Source organism: Streptomyces sp. NPDC005805, assembly GCF_040630445.1.
In the GTDB taxonomy this organism is placed as follows: Bacteria; Actinomycetota; Actinomycetes; order Streptomycetales; family Streptomycetaceae; genus Streptomyces.
In genome coordinates, this window is record NZ_JBEXXN010000017.1 from 60918 (window position 1) to 79951 (window position 19034).

General features: G+C 71.1%; 17 protein-coding genes, 1 tRNA gene and 1 pseudogene. 11 read left to right on the forward strand and 8 right to left on the reverse strand.

The features are described from left to right. Nucleotides 1–530: 530 nt before the first annotated feature. The 8 genes and pseudogenes from ABZ457_RS12440 to ABZ457_RS12475 all read right to left on the reverse strand — a co-directional run bounded on the left by ABZ457_RS12440 (nt 531) and on the right by ABZ457_RS12475 (nt 5261). Nucleotides 531–1451, reverse strand: coding sequence for a thermonuclease family protein (locus tag ABZ457_RS12440; RefSeq protein ID WP_359156849.1), 921 nt, complete (start codon nt 1449–1451; stop codon nt 531–533). A 281-nt stretch (nt 1452–1732) separates the two neighbouring features. Then, the gene (locus tag ABZ457_RS12445; protein WP_359156851.1) at nt 1733–2146 is read right to left on the reverse strand and encodes a PIN domain-containing protein; all 414 of its coding nucleotides are present in this window, start codon (nt 2144–2146) and stop codon (nt 1733–1735) included. Further along, nucleotides 2143–2406, reverse strand: coding sequence for a CopG family transcriptional regulator (locus tag ABZ457_RS12450; protein ID WP_359156853.1), 264 nt, complete (start codon nt 2404–2406; stop codon nt 2143–2145). Before ABZ457_RS12450 ends, ABZ457_RS12445 begins: the two co-directional genes overlap by 4 nt. Before the next feature lie 118 nt (nt 2407–2524). Next, complete coding sequence (locus tag ABZ457_RS12455) at nt 2525–2692, reverse strand: hypothetical protein (RefSeq protein WP_359156855.1); 168 nt, start codon at nt 2690–2692, stop codon at nt 2525–2527. 184 nt (nt 2693–2876) lie between these two features. Further along, entirely contained in the window at nt 2877–3062 is a 186-nt protein-coding gene (locus ABZ457_RS12460) for a hypothetical protein (RefSeq protein WP_359156857.1), read from the reverse strand. 226 nt (nt 3063–3288) lie between these two features. Further along, nucleotides 3289–3697, reverse strand: a pseudogene (locus ABZ457_RS12465) (NUDIX hydrolase). Nucleotides 3698–3856: 159 nt separating this feature from the next. After that, nucleotides 3857–4837, reverse strand: a complete 981-nt coding sequence (locus tag ABZ457_RS12470; protein ID WP_359156859.1) for a Swt1 family HEPN domain-containing protein — start codon at nt 4835–4837, stop codon at nt 3857–3859. Between the two features lie 352 nt (nt 4838–5189). Beyond that, nucleotides 5190–5261, reverse strand: a tRNA-Arg gene (locus ABZ457_RS12475). Nucleotides 5262–5544: 283 nt separating this feature from the next. Here ABZ457_RS12475 and ABZ457_RS12480 point away from each other — a divergent pair. From ABZ457_RS12480 to prmC, 11 genes are all read left to right on the forward strand, one after another. Beyond that, nucleotides 5545–6057: a response regulator gene (locus ABZ457_RS12480; protein ID WP_359156862.1), complete on the forward strand. Its 513-nt coding sequence runs from the start codon at nt 5545–5547 to the stop codon at nt 6055–6057. An 86-nt stretch (nt 6058–6143) separates the two neighbouring features. Beyond that, a complete protein-coding gene (nrtL, locus tag ABZ457_RS12485) occupies nt 6144–7328 on the forward strand; it encodes an ArgS-related anticodon-binding protein NrtL (RefSeq protein ID WP_359156864.1) in 1185 nt (394 codons plus the stop codon). A 16-nt stretch (nt 7329–7344) separates the two neighbouring features. Further along, the gene (lysA, locus tag ABZ457_RS12490) at nt 7345–8736 is read left to right on the forward strand and encodes a diaminopimelate decarboxylase (protein ID WP_359156866.1); all 1392 of its coding nucleotides are present in this window, start codon (nt 7345–7347) and stop codon (nt 8734–8736) included. Nucleotides 8737–8831: 95 nt separating this feature from the next. Next, nucleotides 8832–10124: a homoserine dehydrogenase gene (locus ABZ457_RS12495; protein ID WP_359156868.1), complete on the forward strand. Its 1293-nt coding sequence runs from the start codon at nt 8832–8834 to the stop codon at nt 10122–10124. An 8-nt stretch (nt 10125–10132) separates the two neighbouring features. Further along, nucleotides 10133–11251: a threonine synthase gene (gene thrC, locus ABZ457_RS12500; protein ID WP_359156870.1), complete on the forward strand. Its 1119-nt coding sequence runs from the start codon at nt 10133–10135 to the stop codon at nt 11249–11251. Between the two features lie 384 nt (nt 11252–11635). Next, nucleotides 11636–12556: a homoserine kinase gene (thrB, locus tag ABZ457_RS12505; protein WP_359156872.1), complete on the forward strand. Its 921-nt coding sequence runs from the start codon at nt 11636–11638 to the stop codon at nt 12554–12556. Nucleotides 12557–12947: 391 nt separating this feature from the next. Further along, nucleotides 12948–14993, forward strand: a complete 2046-nt coding sequence (gene rho, locus ABZ457_RS12510; RefSeq protein WP_359156874.1) for a transcription termination factor Rho — start codon at nt 12948–12950, stop codon at nt 14991–14993. 310 nt (nt 14994–15303) lie between these two features. Continuing rightward, nucleotides 15304–16419, forward strand: a complete 1116-nt coding sequence (locus ABZ457_RS12515; RefSeq protein ID WP_359156877.1) for an LCP family protein — start codon at nt 15304–15306, stop codon at nt 16417–16419. 195 nt (nt 16420–16614) lie between these two features. Continuing rightward, nucleotides 16615–16839, forward strand: a complete 225-nt coding sequence (gene rpmE, locus ABZ457_RS12520; RefSeq protein ID WP_026277234.1) for a 50S ribosomal protein L31 — start codon at nt 16615–16617, stop codon at nt 16837–16839. A 167-nt stretch (nt 16840–17006) separates the two neighbouring features. Further along, nucleotides 17007–18086: a peptide chain release factor 1 gene (prfA, locus tag ABZ457_RS12525; RefSeq protein WP_359156879.1), complete on the forward strand. Its 1080-nt coding sequence runs from the start codon at nt 17007–17009 to the stop codon at nt 18084–18086. A 63-nt stretch (nt 18087–18149) separates the two neighbouring features. Beyond that, nucleotides 18150–19031, forward strand: coding sequence for a peptide chain release factor N(5)-glutamine methyltransferase (gene prmC / locus ABZ457_RS12530; RefSeq protein ID WP_359156881.1), 882 nt, complete (start codon nt 18150–18152; stop codon nt 19029–19031). Nucleotides 19032–19034: the final 3 nt, after the last annotated feature.

The following is a 19034-nucleotide window of genomic DNA, read 5'->3' on the forward strand; positions in this document are numbered from 1 at the left end:
TGCCGGCGGGGCGCGCCTGCGGCGGGAGCGCCACCGGGTCACCCACCCGTTCTCCCTGGGCCCGCGGGCCCGCATGCGGGGCGCGACCGCCGCCCTCGTCCTGCTCGCGGCCCTGCTCGGCTGGGCCCTCGACATGAAGGGCGGGGTGGTCCTCGTCGCGGCGGCCCCGTTCGTCGTCGCCTGGTTCGAGAACCAGCGCACCGCCTTCCAGTTCGACCCGGCCGGCGTCCGCGTCGGCGACGTCCTGCTCCCCTGGACCGACGTCACCCACCTCGTCGCCTCGACCCCACCGGACTCCCCCCACGCCCTCCTCGGCGTCCACCTCCGCCCGGGCACCGCCCTTCCTCCGGGCGCCACCCTCCCCCCCACCCCACCCGGACATGCCGGCGCCCCTGTACGTCGCGGTCCAGCGCCACAAGTTCGCCCTCCCCAAGCTCCTCGCCAAGTCCCGCAAGTACGCCCCGCCCCACATCCCGGTCACCCACGCGGACCGCACGGGGGAGCGGGGGGGGGGGCCTCGGTTGGCGCTCTCAGGACGCTTCGCACCCGATCCCGTCGCCGTTGCTGTCGAGCCGGTGCGGGTCGTCCTCGCCGACCCAGACGGGGCCGGAGAGATCCGAGCAGTCCAGATCGGGCACACCTGCCGGGGGCCCGGGAGGCAGTCCCGGAGGCCGGCGATTCGGCTCCGAGGTGTCCGGCGTCGTCTCCTCGGGAGTCTCCTTGGTGGTGGGAGTGGGGTCGCAAGCCGACCAGAGACCGGCATCCTCCTGCCGAGCGTCTGCCTGTGCCCGGGAGATCCGAGGCCAGTACTTGTCGTTGGGCGGGTACAGCACGCTCTTGGCGTGCCCACCCCGGACCAGTGACTCATTGACGAACACGCCGTCCTCATTCCACATGTACAGCAGATAGCGGCGGTACCGGTCCTTCAGTTCGTCGTCCCGTTCCACCCGTGCTGTGCTTCCCGGGGGCAGCAGGGACCGCAGTCGTGCCGTTGCGTCGCGGCTGAAACAGGCACCCTTCTCCGGGGAGTCGATCGCCAGCAGCCGGACCTTCGCGGTCGTCCCGGCGGGGATGATCGTGCCGTCCCCTCGGACCTCTACCGTGTCGCCGTCGATCACGTGCGTTATTACAACGGTGCGCGGGGCGGCCTCGGGATCGGGCTCCCGGGTGGGGGTGGCACGGTCGGGGGAAGACGGCTTCCCCGTGGGTGTCGGTGTGATCCGGGATTCCTGGCCGGAGGTCGACTCCGCGGCGGGGGTGGACTTCTGCTCTGCTTCCTTCGGCAGGTCGGCTTCTGGCCTTGGAGGATCCGCCGCGTCCGCCGTCGTATCCGCCGGGTCGGTCGTGTTCGTCGCGGTCGACCGGGACTCCTGGACATCGCTGCTTTCCCTGCCCAGGAGCGCTCCGAGCCCGAAGAGGAGTGCGAGCGAGAGAAGTACCCCCAGGACCACGGGGTGTTTCGGACGGCGAGAGCGCCGAGGAAGTGGCGAAGCCGACTCCGACGCCTGCCGCCGCCAGGCATCCCGGTCCGGCGAGGCCGGATCACCGGCAGGGCGCTCCTGGCGGGATCGGCGGCGCCAGGCGTCCGGATCGTGTGAGGGGGAGGGACTCATGACGTCCCCTCTCTGCATATGCCACCAGTACAGCACCTGCAGTTGGGGTTGTCTCGGTGTGCCAGACCTGTCCCAGGCAGCAGTCGAGGTGAGGTCAGCGCGAGATCTCGCGTCGGGAGTCAGACCTTGACGACGACGACACGCGGGCCACAGAGCGCGGCCAGGTCCTCGGCGTCCGAGGTGAGCACCGTCACGGGCCCCGGCGCGGCAAGGGCGGTCGCGCCGAGCATGGCGTCGATGGCGTACTTGTGGCCGTGCAGGCCGGCTTCCGCGAGCAGCTCGGCCGCGTGGCGGGCGATCGGCTCGGTGACCGGCTCGACGACGAGGCGGGACAGCGTCCACTCCAGAGCGGGCCGGTTGATACGCGGATGGACCACTTCCACCAGGGTGGCCGCGGACGTGATCACCCGCAGATCGTCGGCGCGGGCGAGGGCGAGCCATGCGGTGACCGTGCGGTCGCGCAGCACGGCCTTGGCGAGCCCTTCGCTGTCGAGCACCAGCGTCCCGCCCGGCGCGGCGGAGGAACGCGTCACGCCGCACTCTTCCCGTCCGCGTCCTGTTGCGCACGCGCCTGGTGGAGCTGGTCGCGCAGGGCCTGGATCTCCCCCTCGGTGACGGGCCCGTGTTCGGCCTCGGCGACCTGGATGAGCTCGTTGAGATTGTCGCGCTCGATCTGCCGGGCGACGGCAGCCGCCACATACGCCGAGAGGCCTGAGGGGCCACCACGGGCCCGGGCGGCTTCGGCGATGTCCCGGGGCATCGTGATCGAGTACTTCTGGGTGGGCTCGCTCATGCTCCTTATGCTACCTCTGGTACCACCAGCCCGCGTGTCATTGCGCTGGGCCGCGACTCTCGCCGTACCGCCCTGGTGGCCGCACCGCGCGGGGGGCAGCCAGCGGTGCGGCCGGTGATCACTCGCGATCGACCTGCTTGATCTCTTCGCGCACGGCGCGAACAGACCGGATCGCTGTGATCATCTTCTGCGACAGCGCCGGAACTTGGTCACAGAGGTGTCCGACAACGGTGACACCTCCCATGACCGCGCCCAAAGCGACTGCCGCCCAGCCCGCGATTTCCATTCAGCTCCTTCCGAGAGAGACCAGCGAAGGCGACCGCACCGGGTCGGCAGCGCCCCCCGTGGGTCCGCCACCCCGATGCCGGGCCTTCGTCAGGCCGGTCTCGATCTCGTTCAGAACTGTGCTCATCGTGGGCTGACTTCGAGCGTATCCGCACCGTCGGCCGCCTGTCCCCGGTTCAGGCTGGTTACTGCGCAGCCCGCTCGGGAGGCGACCAACCTTCCGAATGCGCGAGCGGCGAGAAGACCACGGGGCTCACGCTCCAGGTGACGAGTGTGCGGGCACGGGCGACCGACACCGTCCAGTTGTTCGCCTCGGCTTCGGTGTACGCGTCGTAGCAGCCGACGAGCGTCGGCGGCTCTTCGTCGCCCACGTGCCGCGTCCAGCATTCGCACCAGAATGCCGGATCTTGTCGTCGCCGTCAGCACGGGTGCCCGTGGGGAAGCCCGTCGGTGGACAGTTCCGCGGTGACGGTGTGGCCGGTGGCCGGCCTGGCAGCGCGGGATGACGCCCCGGCGCGCAGGGGAGTTGGCCATGCCGGGTCTGCGGCCGTGCTCGGCGTTCCGCCCTCGTAGACCGCCATGTGCAGCGGGTTCGGCCTAGACGAGCTTCACGCCGTCGTGGGCGCGGACAGCCGGCGGGGACATCGCGTCGAGCGCGTCCAGCACGCGGGGCGCGTATGCCTCGTCGGCGAGTCCGGAGACTTCCTCATGGGTGACCCAGCGCAGGGCGCGGGTCTCGTCCCCGGTGGTGGGGCGTTCCGTCGGCGACTTCGCAGCGGAAGACCAATGAAACGATCAGGCCGGTCATGTTCTTGTAGACGCCGGTCAGAGTCGCAGGGAGTGCGATCTTGATGCCGGTCTCTTCCAAGACTTCGCGTTGCAGGGCCTCCGGAATCGTCTCCTCACGTTCGAGGACACCACCCGGGGGCTCCCACTTGCCGTTGTCCCGGCGCTGGATCAGCAGGGCCCGGCCCCGGTCGTCCACGATGACTCCGGCCACGCTCACGGTGAAGTAATTCACCGTGAGTATGAAGGTTACATCTACGGGCAGGAGGGAGTTATGAATGAGAGAATAGAGACGGAGCGCAATCGGCATGCTTGAAGTGTCGACGCTCCGGTGTGAACTTTCGAGAATGGTGCTTGGTCTGCGAATCTTGGCCCCTGATCAGTGCGCACCAAATATCCTGACGGGGACGGTGGTCTCATCCACGATATTCCAGCCTGAACCAGTTTGGATTCTGGGATCTAGATGGATACTCCGCATCGCGGTCTCGCTTACCTCTCGCTCCGTCGGCATTCTTCCGGGTGAGCCTCGGTGTGAATTGAGCAGAATTGCATCAAAAGCCTCGCCGATGGCATCCGAGACGCGTTTTCCGTCGTCGATGGCCGGAAAGGTAAACGAAATCGAACCGAAGTCCACGAGCATGTGGATGAGAAGCTCTCGCGCATTTCGATTCAGGTAGCTGTCGCGCCACAAGGCGGGAATTTTTACATCTCTGGAGAGTAGTAGGAATGTTGCCTTCCAGATAGCTCCGCGAGTCCCCGTGACTGGTGCGCCCCGTGTCGGACGTTGGCCAGAGGGTCGGAGAGAGTAGGAGAGGTGGAAGTTCACCTCGTACTGGTCGCGAGCATGATTGATCAGCCGTTGGGCAGTTTCGTGCTCTCCTCGCCCCCAGGCGGCAACTACCGGGTCGTCAAGTTTGCTATCAGCTACCCGGTCCTCGTTGTAAGTTGAGTAGGCGGTAAATGCCCCTCCCTCGAGATCTCTCAGGGTTTGCTCCAGCCTATTTAGATCATCTGGGTGTGGTCGGCGTAGGTGACCCAGACGATTCCTGATGGACGTCAGTTCAGGGACGCGAGAGAATAGCACATCCTTGTCCATCAGTGAGGGCTCCACGAGATCCCAGTTGGCTTCTAGTAGAGGGAAGAGCTTGCTCACGTCGAGATAGCTGAGAGGGTCTTCCCAGTCGGCAGTAGCCATGTACCGGCGTGCCTTATCCTGTTCGCGTCGATGCGTGGCTCCCTGACCGATGTGGTTTATCCATTCCACGCCGTGACTGGCTCGCAGTTCGACGTAAAGCAAGGAACGTAGATAAGTTTCCAATTGCCACCAGCGGGAGTACAGTGCCAGTACTTCCTGTGGCATACCGCCAGCGTAAAGGGCACTATTGATCGCGGCTTTAGTTTCTCCATCGAATCGTTGCCACGTGCTACGGGCGCGCATCTTTTCCCTCGGTTCTGCGGAACCTGCTCTGACCGTGAATCAGAGGGTAGCCCGGGCGCCCCATGCCTTGCGGCAGTTTTGCTGGCAGCCAGGAGCACCTTGGGGCGCTACCAGCCACGTCGGTTGGCGCAGGTACACGTTTGTGGCTCTATCTCAGGTCTATCGCGATCGGCGCTCAGCAACGACAAGAGCCGGACCCAGCTTGACTGGGTCCGGCTCTCGATGTCTGGCACTTCCGCAGGTCAGCGGGTTGATCACGCTGGTCCGGCTTCTGTGCCCCCGGCAGGATTCGAACCTGCGCACACGGCTCCGGAGGCCGTTGCTCTATCCCCTGAGCTACGGGGGCGTGTGCCGCGCTGGTGCGTGGCGACGGGTAGAACCCTACCAGCTCTCGGAGGGTGTCCGTGAACAGGTATTTCGGGTGGCGCGGACACGGGGCGGAGAGGCGCGTGTGCGAGGCGTGAGGGGGCCGGGCGGGGCCAACGGCCCGGTCGGGTGCGGAGCTTGGGCCAGGGCTCGGGTTACGGGGAACGCGCCCGCGCGCCCCCGGCGCACTCCCGTGTCGCTCGCACGGGTCGGAAGTCGGGAAATCCCGGACGCGGGGGCGTCGGTCGACCTACTCTCGAGTTGTGTCCGGCGTGCCGCGCCGAGTGCTCGTTGTCGATGACAACCGGGTGATTCGGCAGTTGATCAGGGTCAACCTCGAGCTGGAGGGCTTCGAGGTCGTGACCGCGGCCGATGGTGTCGAGTGTCTGGACGCCGTGCACCGTGTGCAGCCCGACGTCGTCACGCTCGACGTGGTGATGCCCCGCCTCGACGGGCTGCGGACCGCCGCCCAGCTGCGGTCCGATCCGCGCACGAGTCACCTGCCGCTGGCGATCATCAGCGCGTGCACCCCCTATGAGGTCGAGAGCGGTGTCGGCGCCGGCGTCGACGCCTTCCTCGCCAAGCCCTTCGAGCCGGCCGAGCTCGTGAGGGTGGTGCGCCGGCTCGCGGCGGGGGAGGGGCGGCAGCGGGCGGAGGGACAGGACGCGCCCCCGCCGTCCACGGACGACGCGCAGAAGCCAGCCGCCCCCGATGAGCCGGGCGACGACGACTCCGCCGCCGGCCCCGCCGACCACGCCGGACGCACCCTGGGCTGAGCCCGGCCCCGGAGGGCACGCGGCCCTCCGCCCACATGGCGAAACCGGTTCGCGAGCCCACCCCCCTCCTCCCATACGCTGGTCCCGTGACTCCCGCAGAGCTCTCCCGGACCGTCCGGCACGCCGTGTGCCGTGCGGTCGAGGACGGTGCCCTGCGGGTGAACGTGCCCGAGGACGTCAAGGTCGAGCGGACCCGCCCCGGCGGGCGTGGCGACTGGGCCAGCAACATCGCCCTGCGGCTGGCCCGGGAGGCGGGGCAGCCCGCCGTGCGCGTCGCCGACGTGCTGCGCCAGCGGATCGCCGCCGAGGCCGCGGGCCCGGCCGGGGGGATCGAGAGCGTCGAGGTCACCGGCCCCGGCTTCCTCAACTTCACCCTCGCGGGCAGCACACAGCAGCGCCTCCTCGCGGAGGTCCGGGCGCAGGGGGACGCGTACGGGCGGCCCGCCGCCCCCGGCGGCCCCTTCGGCCACGCCGACGAGCTCCGGGCCCGGGTCTGGGCCGAGGCCCTCGTCGCCCTGGGGGCTGGAGGGAAGTGGGAAGGGCAGGGGGAGGGGCAGGGGAACGCCGGGGAACGCCCGGCTCAAGGAGCCCGCCCCGCGCCCGCCGACCGTGCCAACCCCGCCAACCCCGCCGACCGTGCCAACCCCGCCAACCCCGCCGACCGTGCCAACCCCGTCGACCGGGCCAACCCCGTCGACCGGGCCCGCCCCGGAGACCGCCCCGCACCCGCGCACCCCGACCGGCCCACCCCCACCCCCACCCCCACCCCAGAAACGATCGCCGTCACCCCCGCCCCCCTCACCGTCACCCCCTCCACCCTCGGCCCCGACGCCACCCGCTGGGCGCTGCTCGCCGCCGCCGCGCACGACCGGCCCCGCACCGAGGGGTTGCTCGTGCAGCACGAGCGCAATCCGCTCTTCCGGGTGAGATACGCGTACGCCCGCACCCGCGCCCTCACCCGGGCCGCCGCCGCGCTCGGCTTCGCGTCCGCGCCCGAGGTGCACGTGGACGCCCCCGCCCTCACCGCCGCCGTCGCCGACCACCCCGCCGTGGTCGAGGCGGCGGCCCGGCTGCGCGCCCCCGACCGGGTCGCGCGGCATCTGGAGGCCACCGCGGACGCCCTGCTCGCGTTCCAGCACAGGGTGCTGCCCCTCGGGGACGAGAAACCCTCGGCCGCCCACCGCTCCCGGCTCGCCCTCGCCGAGGCCGCCGGGACGGTGCTCGCCGGCGGCCTGTCCCTGCTCGGCATCAGCGCACCCGAACACCTGTGAGATGTGAGAAGAGACGATGAGCCGATCCGCCCACCCCGCCGGGCCCCGTCACGCCGACGTCCTCCCCGAGGGCCACTACACCGCCCCGCCGGCCGACCTCAACACGCTCGACGAGAAGGTCTGGTCGCGGACGGTCGCGCGGGACGCCGACGGCGTCGTGACCGTCGGTGGGATCCAAGTGACCCGGCTGGCCGAGGAGTTCGGCACCCCGGCGTACTTCCTGGACGAGACCGACTTCCGGGCCCGCTGCCGCGCCTGGGCGGAGGCCTTCGGCAAGGACGCGGACGTGTTCTACGCGGGGAAGGCGTTCCTCAGCCGGGCCGTGGTGCGCTGGCTCACCGAGGAAGGGCTCAACCTCGACGTCTGCTCCGGCGGTGAGCTGACCACCGCCCTCGACGCCGGGATGCCCGCCGAGCGCATCGCCTTCCACGGCAACAACAAGTCCGAGCAGGAGATCCGGCGCGCGGTCGAGGCGGGCGTCGGGCGGATCGTGCTCGACTCCTTCCAGGAGATCGTCCGGGTCGCGCACATCGCACAGAGCCTCGGGCGCCGCCAGCGGGTGCAGATCCGGGTCACCGTGGGCGTCGAGGCGCACACCCACGAGTTCATCGCGACCGCGCACGAGGACCAGAAGTTCGGGATCGCGCTCGCGGGCGGGCAGGCGGCCGAGGCGGTGCGCCGGGCGCTCACCCTGGACGGCCTGGAGCTCATCGGCGTCCACTCCCACATCGGCTCGCAGATCTTCGACATGGCCGGCTTCGAGGTCTCCGCCCGACGAGTCGTGCAGCTCCTCGCGCAGGTCCGCGACGAGCACGGCGTCGAGCTGCCCGAGATCGACCTCGGCGGCGGCCTCGGCATCGCGTACACCTCGGACGACGACCCGCGTGAGCCGCACGAGATCGCCAAGGCGCTCGGGGAGATCGTGAGCCGGGAGTGCGAGGCGGCCGGGCTGCGCACCCCGCGGATCTCGGTGGAGCCGGGCCGGGCGATCGTCGGCCCGACCGCGTTCACGCTCTACGAGGTGGGCACGGTCAAGCCGCTGGAGGGCCTGCGGACCTATGTCAGCGTGGACGGCGGGATGTCGGACAACATCCGCACCGCCCTCTACGACGCCGAGTACAGCGTCGCCCTCGTCTCGCGCACCAGCGACGCCGAGCCGATGCTGAGCCGGGTGGTCGGCAAGCACTGCGAGAGCGGTGACATCGTGGTCCGGGACGCGTTCCTGCCGGCCGACATCGCGCCGGGCGACCTGATCGCGGTCCCCGCGACCGGTGCGTACTGCCGCTCGATGGCCAGCAACTACAACCACGCGCTGCGTCCGCCGGTGGTCGCGGTGCGCGACGGCGAGGCGCGGGTGATCGTCCGGCGGGAGACGGAGGAGGATCTCCTGCGTCTCGATGTCGGATAGCTGAGATACTTGTCTCGTATGCCGGACAGAGGACAGAAACTCCGGTCCGGTGGGTGAGACTGGTCCAACCGTAGAAGTGAAGGAAACGAGGTCGGATGATGCGTACGCGTCCGCTGAAGGTGGCGCTGCTGGGCTGTGGAGTGGTCGGCTCAGAGGTGGCGCGCATCATGACGACGCACGCCGACGACCTCGCCGCGCGGATCGGCGCCCCGGTGGAGCTCGCCGGGGTCGCCGTGCGCCGCCCCCAGAAGGTCCGTGAGGGCATCCCCGCCGAGCTGATCACCACCGACGCGACCGCCCTGGTCAAACGGGGCGACATCGACGTCGTCGTCGAGGTCATCGGCGGTATCGAGCCCGCCCGCACCCTGATCACCACCGCCTTCGAGCACGGCGCCTCCGTGGTCTCCGCCAACAAGGCCCTGCTCGCCGAGGACGGCGCCACCCTCTACGCGGCGGCCGAGCGCCACGGCCGCGACCTCTACTTCGAGGCCGCCGTCGCCGGGGCCATCCCGCTGATCCGCCCGCTGCGCGAGTCCCTCGCGGGCGACAAGGTCAACCGGGTCCTCGGCATCGTCAACGGCACCACCAACTTCATCCTCGACAAGATGGAGCGCACCGGCGCCGGCTACACCGAGGCGCTGGACGAGGCGACCGCCCTCGGCTACGCGGAGGCCGACCCCACGGCCGACGTGGAGGGCTTCGACGCCGCAGCCAAGGCCGCCATCCTCGCCGGGATCGCCTTCCACACCCGTGTCCGCCTGGACGACGTCCACCGCGAGGGCCTGACCGAGGTCACGGCCGCCGACATGGCCTCCGCGAAGCGCATGGGCTGCACGGTCAAACTGCTCGCGATCTGCGAGCGGGCCGCCGACGGCCGCTCGGTCACCGCCCGCGTCCACCCGGCGATGATCCCGCTCAGCCACCCGCTGGCCTCCGTGCGCGAGGCGTACAACGCGGTCTTCGTCGAGGCGGAGGCCGCGGGCCGACTGATGTTCTACGGACCCGGCGCGGGCGGTTCGCCGACCGCGTCCGCGGTGCTCGGCGACCTGGTCGCCGTCTGCCGCAACAAGCTCGCCCGGGCAACGGGGCCCGGCGAGTCCGCCTACACCCAGCTGCCGGTCAGCCCGATGGGCGAGGTGGTCACGCGGTACCACATCAGCCTCGACGTGGCCGACAAGCCGGGTGTCCTCGCCCAGGTCGCGACGGTCTTCGCCGAGCACGGCGTGTCCATCGACACGGTGAGGCAGCAGGGCAAGGACGGCGAGGCCTCCCTCGTCGTCGTCACCCACCGCGCGCCCGACGCCGCCCTCTCCGGGACCGTCGAGGCGCTGCGCAGGCTCGACACCGTGCGCGGTGTCGCCAGCATCATGCGTGTTGAAGGGGAGTAAGGGACCCAATGACCACCAACGGAACCCACCAGTGGCGCGGCATCATCGAGGAGTACCGGGACCGCCTTCCGGTCACGGACACGACGCCCGTCGTCACGCTCCGTGAGGGTGGTACGCCGCTCGTCCCGGCCCAGGTCCTCTCCGAGCGCACCGGCTGCGAGGTGCATCTGAAGGTCGAGGGGGCGAACCCCACCGGGTCCTTCAAGGACCGCGGCATGACCATGGCCATCACCCGGGCCAAGGAGGAGGGGGCGCAGGCCGTCATCTGCGCCTCCACCGGCAACACCTCCGCCTCCGCCGCGGCCTACGCGGTGCGCGCCGGGATGGTCTGCGCGGTCCTCGTCCCGCAGGGCAAGATCGCGATGGGCAAGATGGGCCAGGCCCTCGTCTACGGCTCGCGCATCCTCCAGGTCGACGGCAACTTCGACGACTGCCTCGACCTCGCCCGGGGCCTCTCCGAGAACTACCCGGTCGCCCTGGTCAACTCGGTGAACCCGTACCGCATCGAGGGCCAGAAGACCGCCTCCTTCGAGATCGTGGACGCCCTCGGCGACGCCCCGGACATCCATGTCCTCCCGGTCGGCAACGCGGGCAACATCACGGCCTACTGGAAGGGCTACAAGGAGTACGCCCACCCGTCGCCCACCACCGCCCCTGCCGGAGGCGCTGCGCGCCCGCCCCTTCGCGGCGTCTCCACCCGGACGCCCCGGATGTGGGGCTTCCAGGCGTCCGGTTCCGCGCCGCTGGTGCGGGGCGAGGTCGTCAAGGACCCGTCGACGATCGCCACCGCGATCCGGATCGGCAACCCGGCCTCCTGGACGCAGGCGCTGGCCGCGCGCGAGGAGTCGGGCGGCTTCATCGACGAGGTGACGGACCGTGAGATCCTGCGCGCCTACCGGCTGTTGGCCTCCCAGGAGGGCGTCTTCGTGGAGCCCGCGTCGGCCGCGTCCGTCGCGGGTCTGCTGAAGGCCGCCGGGCAGGGCAAGGTCGACCCGGGGCAGCGGATCGTCTGCACCGTGACCGGCAACGGCCTCAAGGACCCGGACTGGGCCGTGGCGGGCGCGCCGCAGCCGGTCACCGTCCCGGTCGACGCGGCCGCGGCGGCGGAGCGCCTCGGCCTCGCCTGAGCCGTAGCCCCGCCCCGGACCCAAGCCGTCCGCCCCGGCCCGGTCCCGGAGCGAACCCTCCGGGACTCGGCTCAAAAGACGGTTGCGCGCGCATGGTTGCCCCGCCCCGGTGCGGGGCAACCATGAAGGCAGCCCGGTCGGGGGCATGGCAGGCGAGCGACACGCATCGTGCGCCTCCCGTGCGCCCTGTGTCGCAGGTGAACCTTCCTTCGATAGGCTGTGGCCGAGCCCGTCCCACCGCATGTGCCGTGGTGATGTCGCCGTCCAGGCCCGGGCGTTCCCCCCGAAATCCCGTACACCCCGCACGTATCGGAGCACCGCGCGGTCCAGAGCAACGCGCGGTTCAGATCAGAGACGTACCGAAACAAGGAGAGTCGTCGAGCGATGGCCGGTCCCGCGTTCCGCGCCGCCGCCGTCCGGGTGCGCGTTCCCGCCACCAGCGCCAACCTCGGTCCGGGCTTCGACGCCTTCGGACTGTCGCTCGGCCTGTACGACGACGTCGTCGTCCGGGTCGCGGACTCCGGGCTGCACATCGACATCGCCGGCGAGGGCGCCGACACCCTCCCGCGCGACGAGAGCCATCTGCTCGTGCGCTCCCTGCGCACCGCGTTCGACGTGCTCGGCGGGCAGCCGCGCGGCCTGGAGGTCGTCTGCGCCAACCGCATCCCGCACGGCCGGGGCCTCGGCTCCTCCTCCGCCGCCATCTGCGCCGGAATCGTCGCCGCCCGGGCCGTGACCATAGGCGGGGACACCCGGCTGGACGACGCGGCCCTGCTGGAACTGGCCACCGAGATCGAGGGCCACCCCGACAACGTCGCCGCCTGTCTCCTCGGCGGCTTCACCCTGGCCTGGACCGAGGCGGGCGGTGCCCGCGCCATCCGGATGGACCCCACGGACGCCGTGGTCCCCGTGGTCTTCGTCCCGGCCAACCCGGTGCTCACCGAGACCGCCCGCGGCCTGCTGCCGCGCACCGTCCCGCACGTCGACGCGGCCGCCAACGCGGGCCGCGCGGCCCTCCTCGTCGAGGCGCTGACCAGGCGTCCCGAACTGCTGCTCGCCGCCACCGAGGACCGTCTCCACCAGGAGTACCGGGCCCCGGCGATGCCGCAGAGCACCGATCTGGTCGCCAGGCTGCGCGCCGACGGCGTCCCCGCGGTCATCTCCGGCGCCGGACCCACCGTGCTGGCCCTGGCCGAGGACGGGGTGGCCGACAAGGTCGCCGCGCTGGCGGGGGAGGGCTGGGCCGCCAACCGGCTCGCCTTCGACGCCGCGGGAGCGAGCGTTCTGCCGCTGGCCCCGCAGTGACACACGATTGCCGGTCAGTGAGAGGGGGAATGTTTGTTGGAGCCGGTAGTGTTAACCTCATGTCTGCAACCGTCGTCGAAGCGGCGCGGTGCTGCGAGTCCCCTGTCGGGACCACCATTCTTCCGAGAGCCTCCCACACTGCCTGAGCAGCCCGCCTGAGCAGTTTCGAGCACGCTCCGGAACCGGCACGACACTCCCGCCCAGCCACCAGCGGGTCGAGCGGGGGGATCTCGCGCCGGACTTGCACGTCTTGCATGTACACCTCTCCGCCGTTGGTTCCGCACCGGCGGGACCATCGCTCCGACACGGTCCGTACCCCGGACCCGCTGCCGGACAGCACAACCGGTCGCCGAGCCAGAAGGCCGACGTCCGCTCCAGGGAAGGACCCTTCGTGAGCGACACCACCGATCTGATGGGCGTTACTGCCGACAACACCGTCGACACCGACGCGCCCGCCGCAGGTGCTGCCTCCGGCACCACCGCACGGCGCCGCCGCTCCGGCACCGGCCTCGAGGGCATGGTCCTGGCCGAGCTGCAGCAGGTCGCGTCCGGCCTCGGTATCAAGGGCACCGCGCGGATGCGCAAGAGCCAGCTGATCGAGGTCATCAAGGAGGCCCAGGCGGCCGGCGGCGCCCCCGCCAAGGCCGCCGACGCGGGCGCCGAGGCGCCCGCCAAGCCGAAGCGCCGCGCCACCTCGAAGGCCCGTACGGGTGACGAGGCCGCCGCGCCCGCCGCGGAGAAGGCCGACAAGGGCGACAAGGCCGAGAAGGCCGTCGCCCAGCAGCAGATCGAGATCCCCGGCCAGCCGGCCGGCGGCTCCCAGGCCGGCGCCGCGGGCGACGAGCAGCCGGCCGGTGAGCGCCGCCGCCGTCGCGCCACCGCGCAGGCGGGCAGCCCGGACACCCGTACCGAGGGCGGCGAGGCCCGCGCCGACGTGCGGACCGATGTGCGCACCGAGACCAAGGCCGAGCCCCAGGCCGACGCCAAGGGCGAGTCCGCCGGCGGACAGGACGGCGAGGGCCGCCAGGGCCGCCGCGGTGAGCGTGGCGACCGCGGCGAGCAGCGCGGCGACCGCCGTGACCGCCAGCGCGACCGCCGCGGCAAGGGCGACGACCAGCAGGGCGGCGGCGGGCAGCGTCAGCAGCAGCGCCAGGGCGGCCAGCAGGGCGGCCCCCAGGACGACTTCGACGACGACGGCAGCGGCCGCCGCGGCCGGCGCGGGCGTTACCGCGACCGCCGCGGGCGCCGCGGGCGCGACGACTTCGCGAGCGGCGAGCCGCAGGTCTCCGAGGACGACATCCTGATCCCCGTCGCGGGCATCCTCGACATCCTCGACAACTACGCGTTCATCCGGACCTCCGGCTACCTGCCCGGCCCGAACGACGTGTACGTCTCCCTCGCCCAGGTCCGCAAGAACGGCCTGCGCAAGGGCGACCACGTCACCGGTGCGGTGCGCCAGCCCAAGGAGGGGGAGCGCCGCGAGAAGTTCAACGCGCTCGTCCGCCTGGACTCGGTGAACGGCATGGCCCCCGAATCGGGCCGCGGCCGCCCCGAGTTCAACAAGCTGACCCCGCTCTACCCGCAGGACCGGCTCCGCCTGGAGACCGACCCGGGTGTGGTGACCACGCGGATCATCGACCTGGTGTCGCCGATCGGCAAGGGCCAGCGCGGTCTGATCGTGGCCCCGCCGAAGACCGGCAAGACCATGATCATGCAGGCGATCGCCAACGCGATTACCCACAACAACCCCGAGTGCCACCTGATGGTCGTCCTGGTCGACGAGCGTCCGGAAGAGGTCACCGACATGCAGCGGTCGGTCAAGGGCGAGGTCATCTCCTCGACCTTCGACCGGCCGGCCGAGGACCACACCACCGTCGCCGAGCTGGCCATCGAGCGCGCCAAGCGCCTCGTGGAGCTGGGTCACGACGTGGTCGTCCTGCTGGACTCGATCACCCGCCTCGGCCGCGCGTACAACCTCGCGGCCCCGGCCTCCGGGCGCATCCTCTCCGGTGGTGTCGACTCGACCGCGCTCTACCCGCCGAAGCGCTTCTTCGGCGCCGCGCGCAACATCGAGGACGGCGGCTCGCTGACCATCCTGGCCACCGCGCTGGTCGACACCGGCTCGCGGATGGACGAGGTGATCTTCGAGGAGTTCAAGGGCACCGGCAACATGGAGCTCAAGCTCGACCGGAAGCTCGCCGACAAGCGCATCTTCCCCGCGGTGGACGTCGACGCGTCCGGCACCCGCAAGGAGGAGATCCTGCTCGGCAGCGACGAGCTGGCGATCACCTGGAAGCTGCGCCGTGTGCTGCACGCGCTCGACCAGCAGCAGGCGATCGAGCTGCTGCTCGACAAGCTCAAGCAGACCAAGTCGAACGGCGAGTTCCTGCTCCAGATCCAGAAGACCACGCCGTCGGCCGGCAACGGCAACGACTGACCCGCCGTCCCGCGTCCTCGCCCCCGGGCGAGGGCCCCCCGGGGCGGCCGGGAGAGCTTCACCACAGCCGAGGGGCCCGTTCGCGGGCCCCTCGGCGCGTTCCGCCTCCCGGTGAAAGCCCTGGTGAGCGCCGTGGTTCCCGGCTTGTGGCGCCCGCCGCGCACCGCGTGGCGGGCGCCACGCGGTCTCAGGGCGCTTTGAGGGGCACGTGCAACCCTGATGGGCGCTCCGCCGTCTCCCCTGACGGAAACCGGGAGAGCCGAAGGGCCGGAGAGCCGACGAGCAGCAGCGCAGCAGAGCCGAGGAGAGCATGACCGAGCAGAGCAGCAGCAAGGGTTCCGGCGGCCGAATACGCGGCGGCGGGAAGCGCCGCAAGCCGCCCGGCCCCGCGCGCCGGGTCCGGACCGTCGTCGCCTGGTCCGCCGCCGCTCTGGTCCTCACCACCGGCGCCGGCCTCGGGTACGCGTACATCAAGTTCAACGGGAACCTGGACGGCGTCGACATCAACCAGGCCCTCGGCACCGAGCGCCCCAAGAACCTCGACAACGGCTCCATGGACATCCTGGTCCTGGGCTCCGACTCCCGCGCCGGCGCCAACGGCGAGTACGGCGAGGACGAGGGCGCGGCCCGCTCGGACACCGCGATGGTCGTCCACGTCCACCAGGGCCGCGCCAAGGCGTCCGTGGTCTCCATCCCGCGCGACACCCTCGTGGAGCGCCCGGACTGCACCCGCGCCGACGGGACGAAGGCCGCCGGGCAGCAGCGGGCGATGTTCAACACCGCCTACGAGACCGGCGGCCCGGCCTGCGCCGTCAAGGCCGTCGAGGCCATGTCCGGCATCCGCATGGACCACTACCTGGAAGTCGACTTCACCGGCTTCAAGAAGCTCATCGACGAACTCGGCGGCGTGGAGATCACCACCACCGAGCCCATCGACGACTCCGGCAGCCATCTGCGCCTCGCGCCCGGCACCCACCGGCTCGACGGCGAGGAGTCCCTCGGCCTGGTGCGCACCCGCAAGAGCGTCGGCGACGGCAGCGACCTGAGCCGCATCCAGCTCCAGCAGGCGTTCATCAAGGCCTTCATCGACCAGGTGAAGAACGTCGGCGTGCTGACCAGCCCCACCAAGCTGATGGACCTGGCCGACACCGCCACCAAGGCGATCACCCCGGACTCCGAACTGGACTCGGTGAACGAGCTGGTCGGCTTCGCCCGGGGCCTGGGCAGGCTCGGCGCCGAGGACGTCGACATGGCGACCCTGCCGGTCCGCTACGACCCCCGGGACCCCAACCGGGTCGTCCCCGTCGAGTCCGGCGCCGACCAGGTGTGGCGGGCGCTCAAGCAGGACCGGGCGATCCCGGCCTCCGCGTTCAAGGACTCCGCGGGCGACAAGGGCGACGCGGGCGAGCTGGTGCGCGAGGGCTGAACCCCGGGCGCGGAGGGTGACCGGACGGGCACCCGCCGAAGCGTCCGCCGCCGGGCCGCCGCCGTGGAATATCCGGGCCGCCACCCCGGTTTTGGGAGATACGGCCGGTCCTGGCAGACTGGTACGTCGGCCCCGGTTCACGCACCCGCATCCCGCGCGTGCGACCCGGCGCCCTCCGGAACCATGGGAGACACCTTGAAGCGCGACATCCACCCCGAGTACGTCGAGACCCAGGTGAGCTGCACCTGCGGCGCGGCGTTCACCACCCGCAGCACGATCGACGGCGGCACCATCCGTGCCGAGGTCTGCTCCGAGTGCCACCCGTTCTACACGGGCAAGCAGAAGATCCTCGACACCGGTGGCCGTGTGGCCCGCTTCGAGGCCCGCTTCGGCAAGGCTGCCGGCTCCGCCAAGAAGTAGCGAGCCACTGCGCCGGTCCTCGGCCGCCCCGTGTCAGGGGCGGCCGGGACCGGCGCTTTGTCCGTTCCGAGCGGCCACCCCGCGCACGCCGCGGTCCGCACCACCCCCGCGCACGCAGCCCGCGCCCGACGCACCGAAGCACGCGTACACAGACCAGGAGCCCGACAATGTTCGAAGCGGTCGAGGAACTGATCGGCGAGCACGCCGATCTGGAGAAGAAGCTCGCCGACCCTTCGGTCCACGCCGACCAGGCGAACGCTCGCAAGCTCAACAAGCGCTACGCCGAGCTGACGCCCGTCGTCGGCACGTACCGCTCCTGGAAGCAGGCCGGCGAGGACATCGAGACCGCGCGTGAATTCGCCGCCGACGACCCGGACTTCGCCGCCGAGGTCAAGGTGCTGGAGAAGCAGCGCGAGGAGCTGACCGAGAAGCTGCGGCTGCTGCTGGTGCCCCGCGACCCCAGCGACGACAAGGACGTGATCCTGGAGGTCAAGGCGGGCGCGGGCGGCGACGAGTCCGCCCTGTTCGCCGGCGACCTGCTGCGCATGTACCTGCGCTACGCCGAGCGCGTCGGCTGGAAGACCGAGATCATCGACGCCACCGAGTCCGAGCTGGGCGGCTACAAGGACGTCCAGGTCGCCGTGAAGACCAAGGGCGGCCAGGGCGCCACCGAGCCCGGCCAGGGAGTCTGGGCCCGGCTGAAGTACGAGGGCGGGGTGCACCGCGTCCAGCGGGTGCCCGCGACCGAGTCCCAGGGCCGCATCCACACCTCCGCCGCCGGTGTCCTCGTGACGCCCGAGGCCGAGGAGATCGACGTCGAGATCCACGCCAACGACCTGCGCGTCGACGTCTACCGGTCCTCCGGTCCCGGCGGCCAGTCCGTGAACACCACCGACTCCGCCGTGCGCATCACCCACCTGCCGACCGGCATCGTGGCCTCCTGCCAGAACGAGAAGAGCCAGCTCCAGAACAAGGAGCAGGCCATGCGCATCCTGCGCTCCCGGCTGCTCGCCGCCGCGCAGGAGGAGGCCGAGAAGGAGGCCGCGGACGCCCGCCGCAGCCAGGTCCGCACGGTCGACCGCTCCGAGAAGATCCGGACGTACAACTTCCCGGAGAACCGCCTCTCGGACCACCGGGTCGGCTTCAAGGCGTACAACCTGGACCAGGTCCTCGACGGGGACCTCGACGCGGTGATCCAGGCGTGCGTGGACGCCGACTCCGCCGCCAAGCTGGCCGCCGCGCAGTAGGACCGCGCCGCCCGGCCCGCTCCCGTACCCCATACACCCGCACCACCGCACCGGAGGACCAGCGTGCAGTCATCCTCTGGGGGGCGACCTCCAGGCCCCCGCAGTCTGCTGCTTGCCGAGGTGGCGCAGGCCACCCAGCGGCTGGCCGACGCCGGCGTGCCCTCGCCGCGTTTCGACGCGGAGGAACTCGCCGCCTATGTGCACGGGGTGAAGCGGGGGGAGCTGCACCAGGTCAGGGACGGCGACTTCGACGCCCGCTACTGGGAGGCGATCGCCCGGCGCGAGGCGCGGGAACCCCTCCAGCACATCACCGGCCGCGCCTTCTTCCGCTACCTGGAACTCCAGGTCGGCCCCGGGGTGTTCGTACCCCGCCCGGAGACCGAGTCGGTCGTCGGCTGGGCGATAGAGGCCGTCCGCGCGATGGACGTCGTCGAGCCCCTGATCGTCGACCTGTGCACCGGGTCGGGCGCCATCGCCCTCGCCATGGCGCAGGAGGTGCCCCGCTCCCGGGTGCACGCGGTGGAGCTGTCCGACGACGCCCTGAAGTGGACCCGGCGCAACGCCGAGGGCTCCCGGGTCTCCGTCCACCAGGGCGACGCGCTCAGCGCCCTCCCGGAGTTGGACGGCCAGGTCGACCTGGTGATCTCCAACCCGCCGTACATCCCGCTCACCGAGTGGGAGTACGTGGCGCCCGAGGCGCGTGACCACGACCCGCAGATGGCCCTCTTCTCCGGTGAGGACGGACTCGACACGATCCGCGGCATCGAGCGCACCGCGCACCGCCTGCTGCGGCCCGGCGGCCTGGTGGTCGTCGAGCACGCGGACACCCAGGGCGGACAGGTGCCGTGGATCTTCAACGAGGAGTCCGGCTGGGCGGACGCGGCCGACCACCCCGATCTCAACAAGCGGCCGCGCTTCGCGACCGCGCGCAAGGCGATGCCATGACCA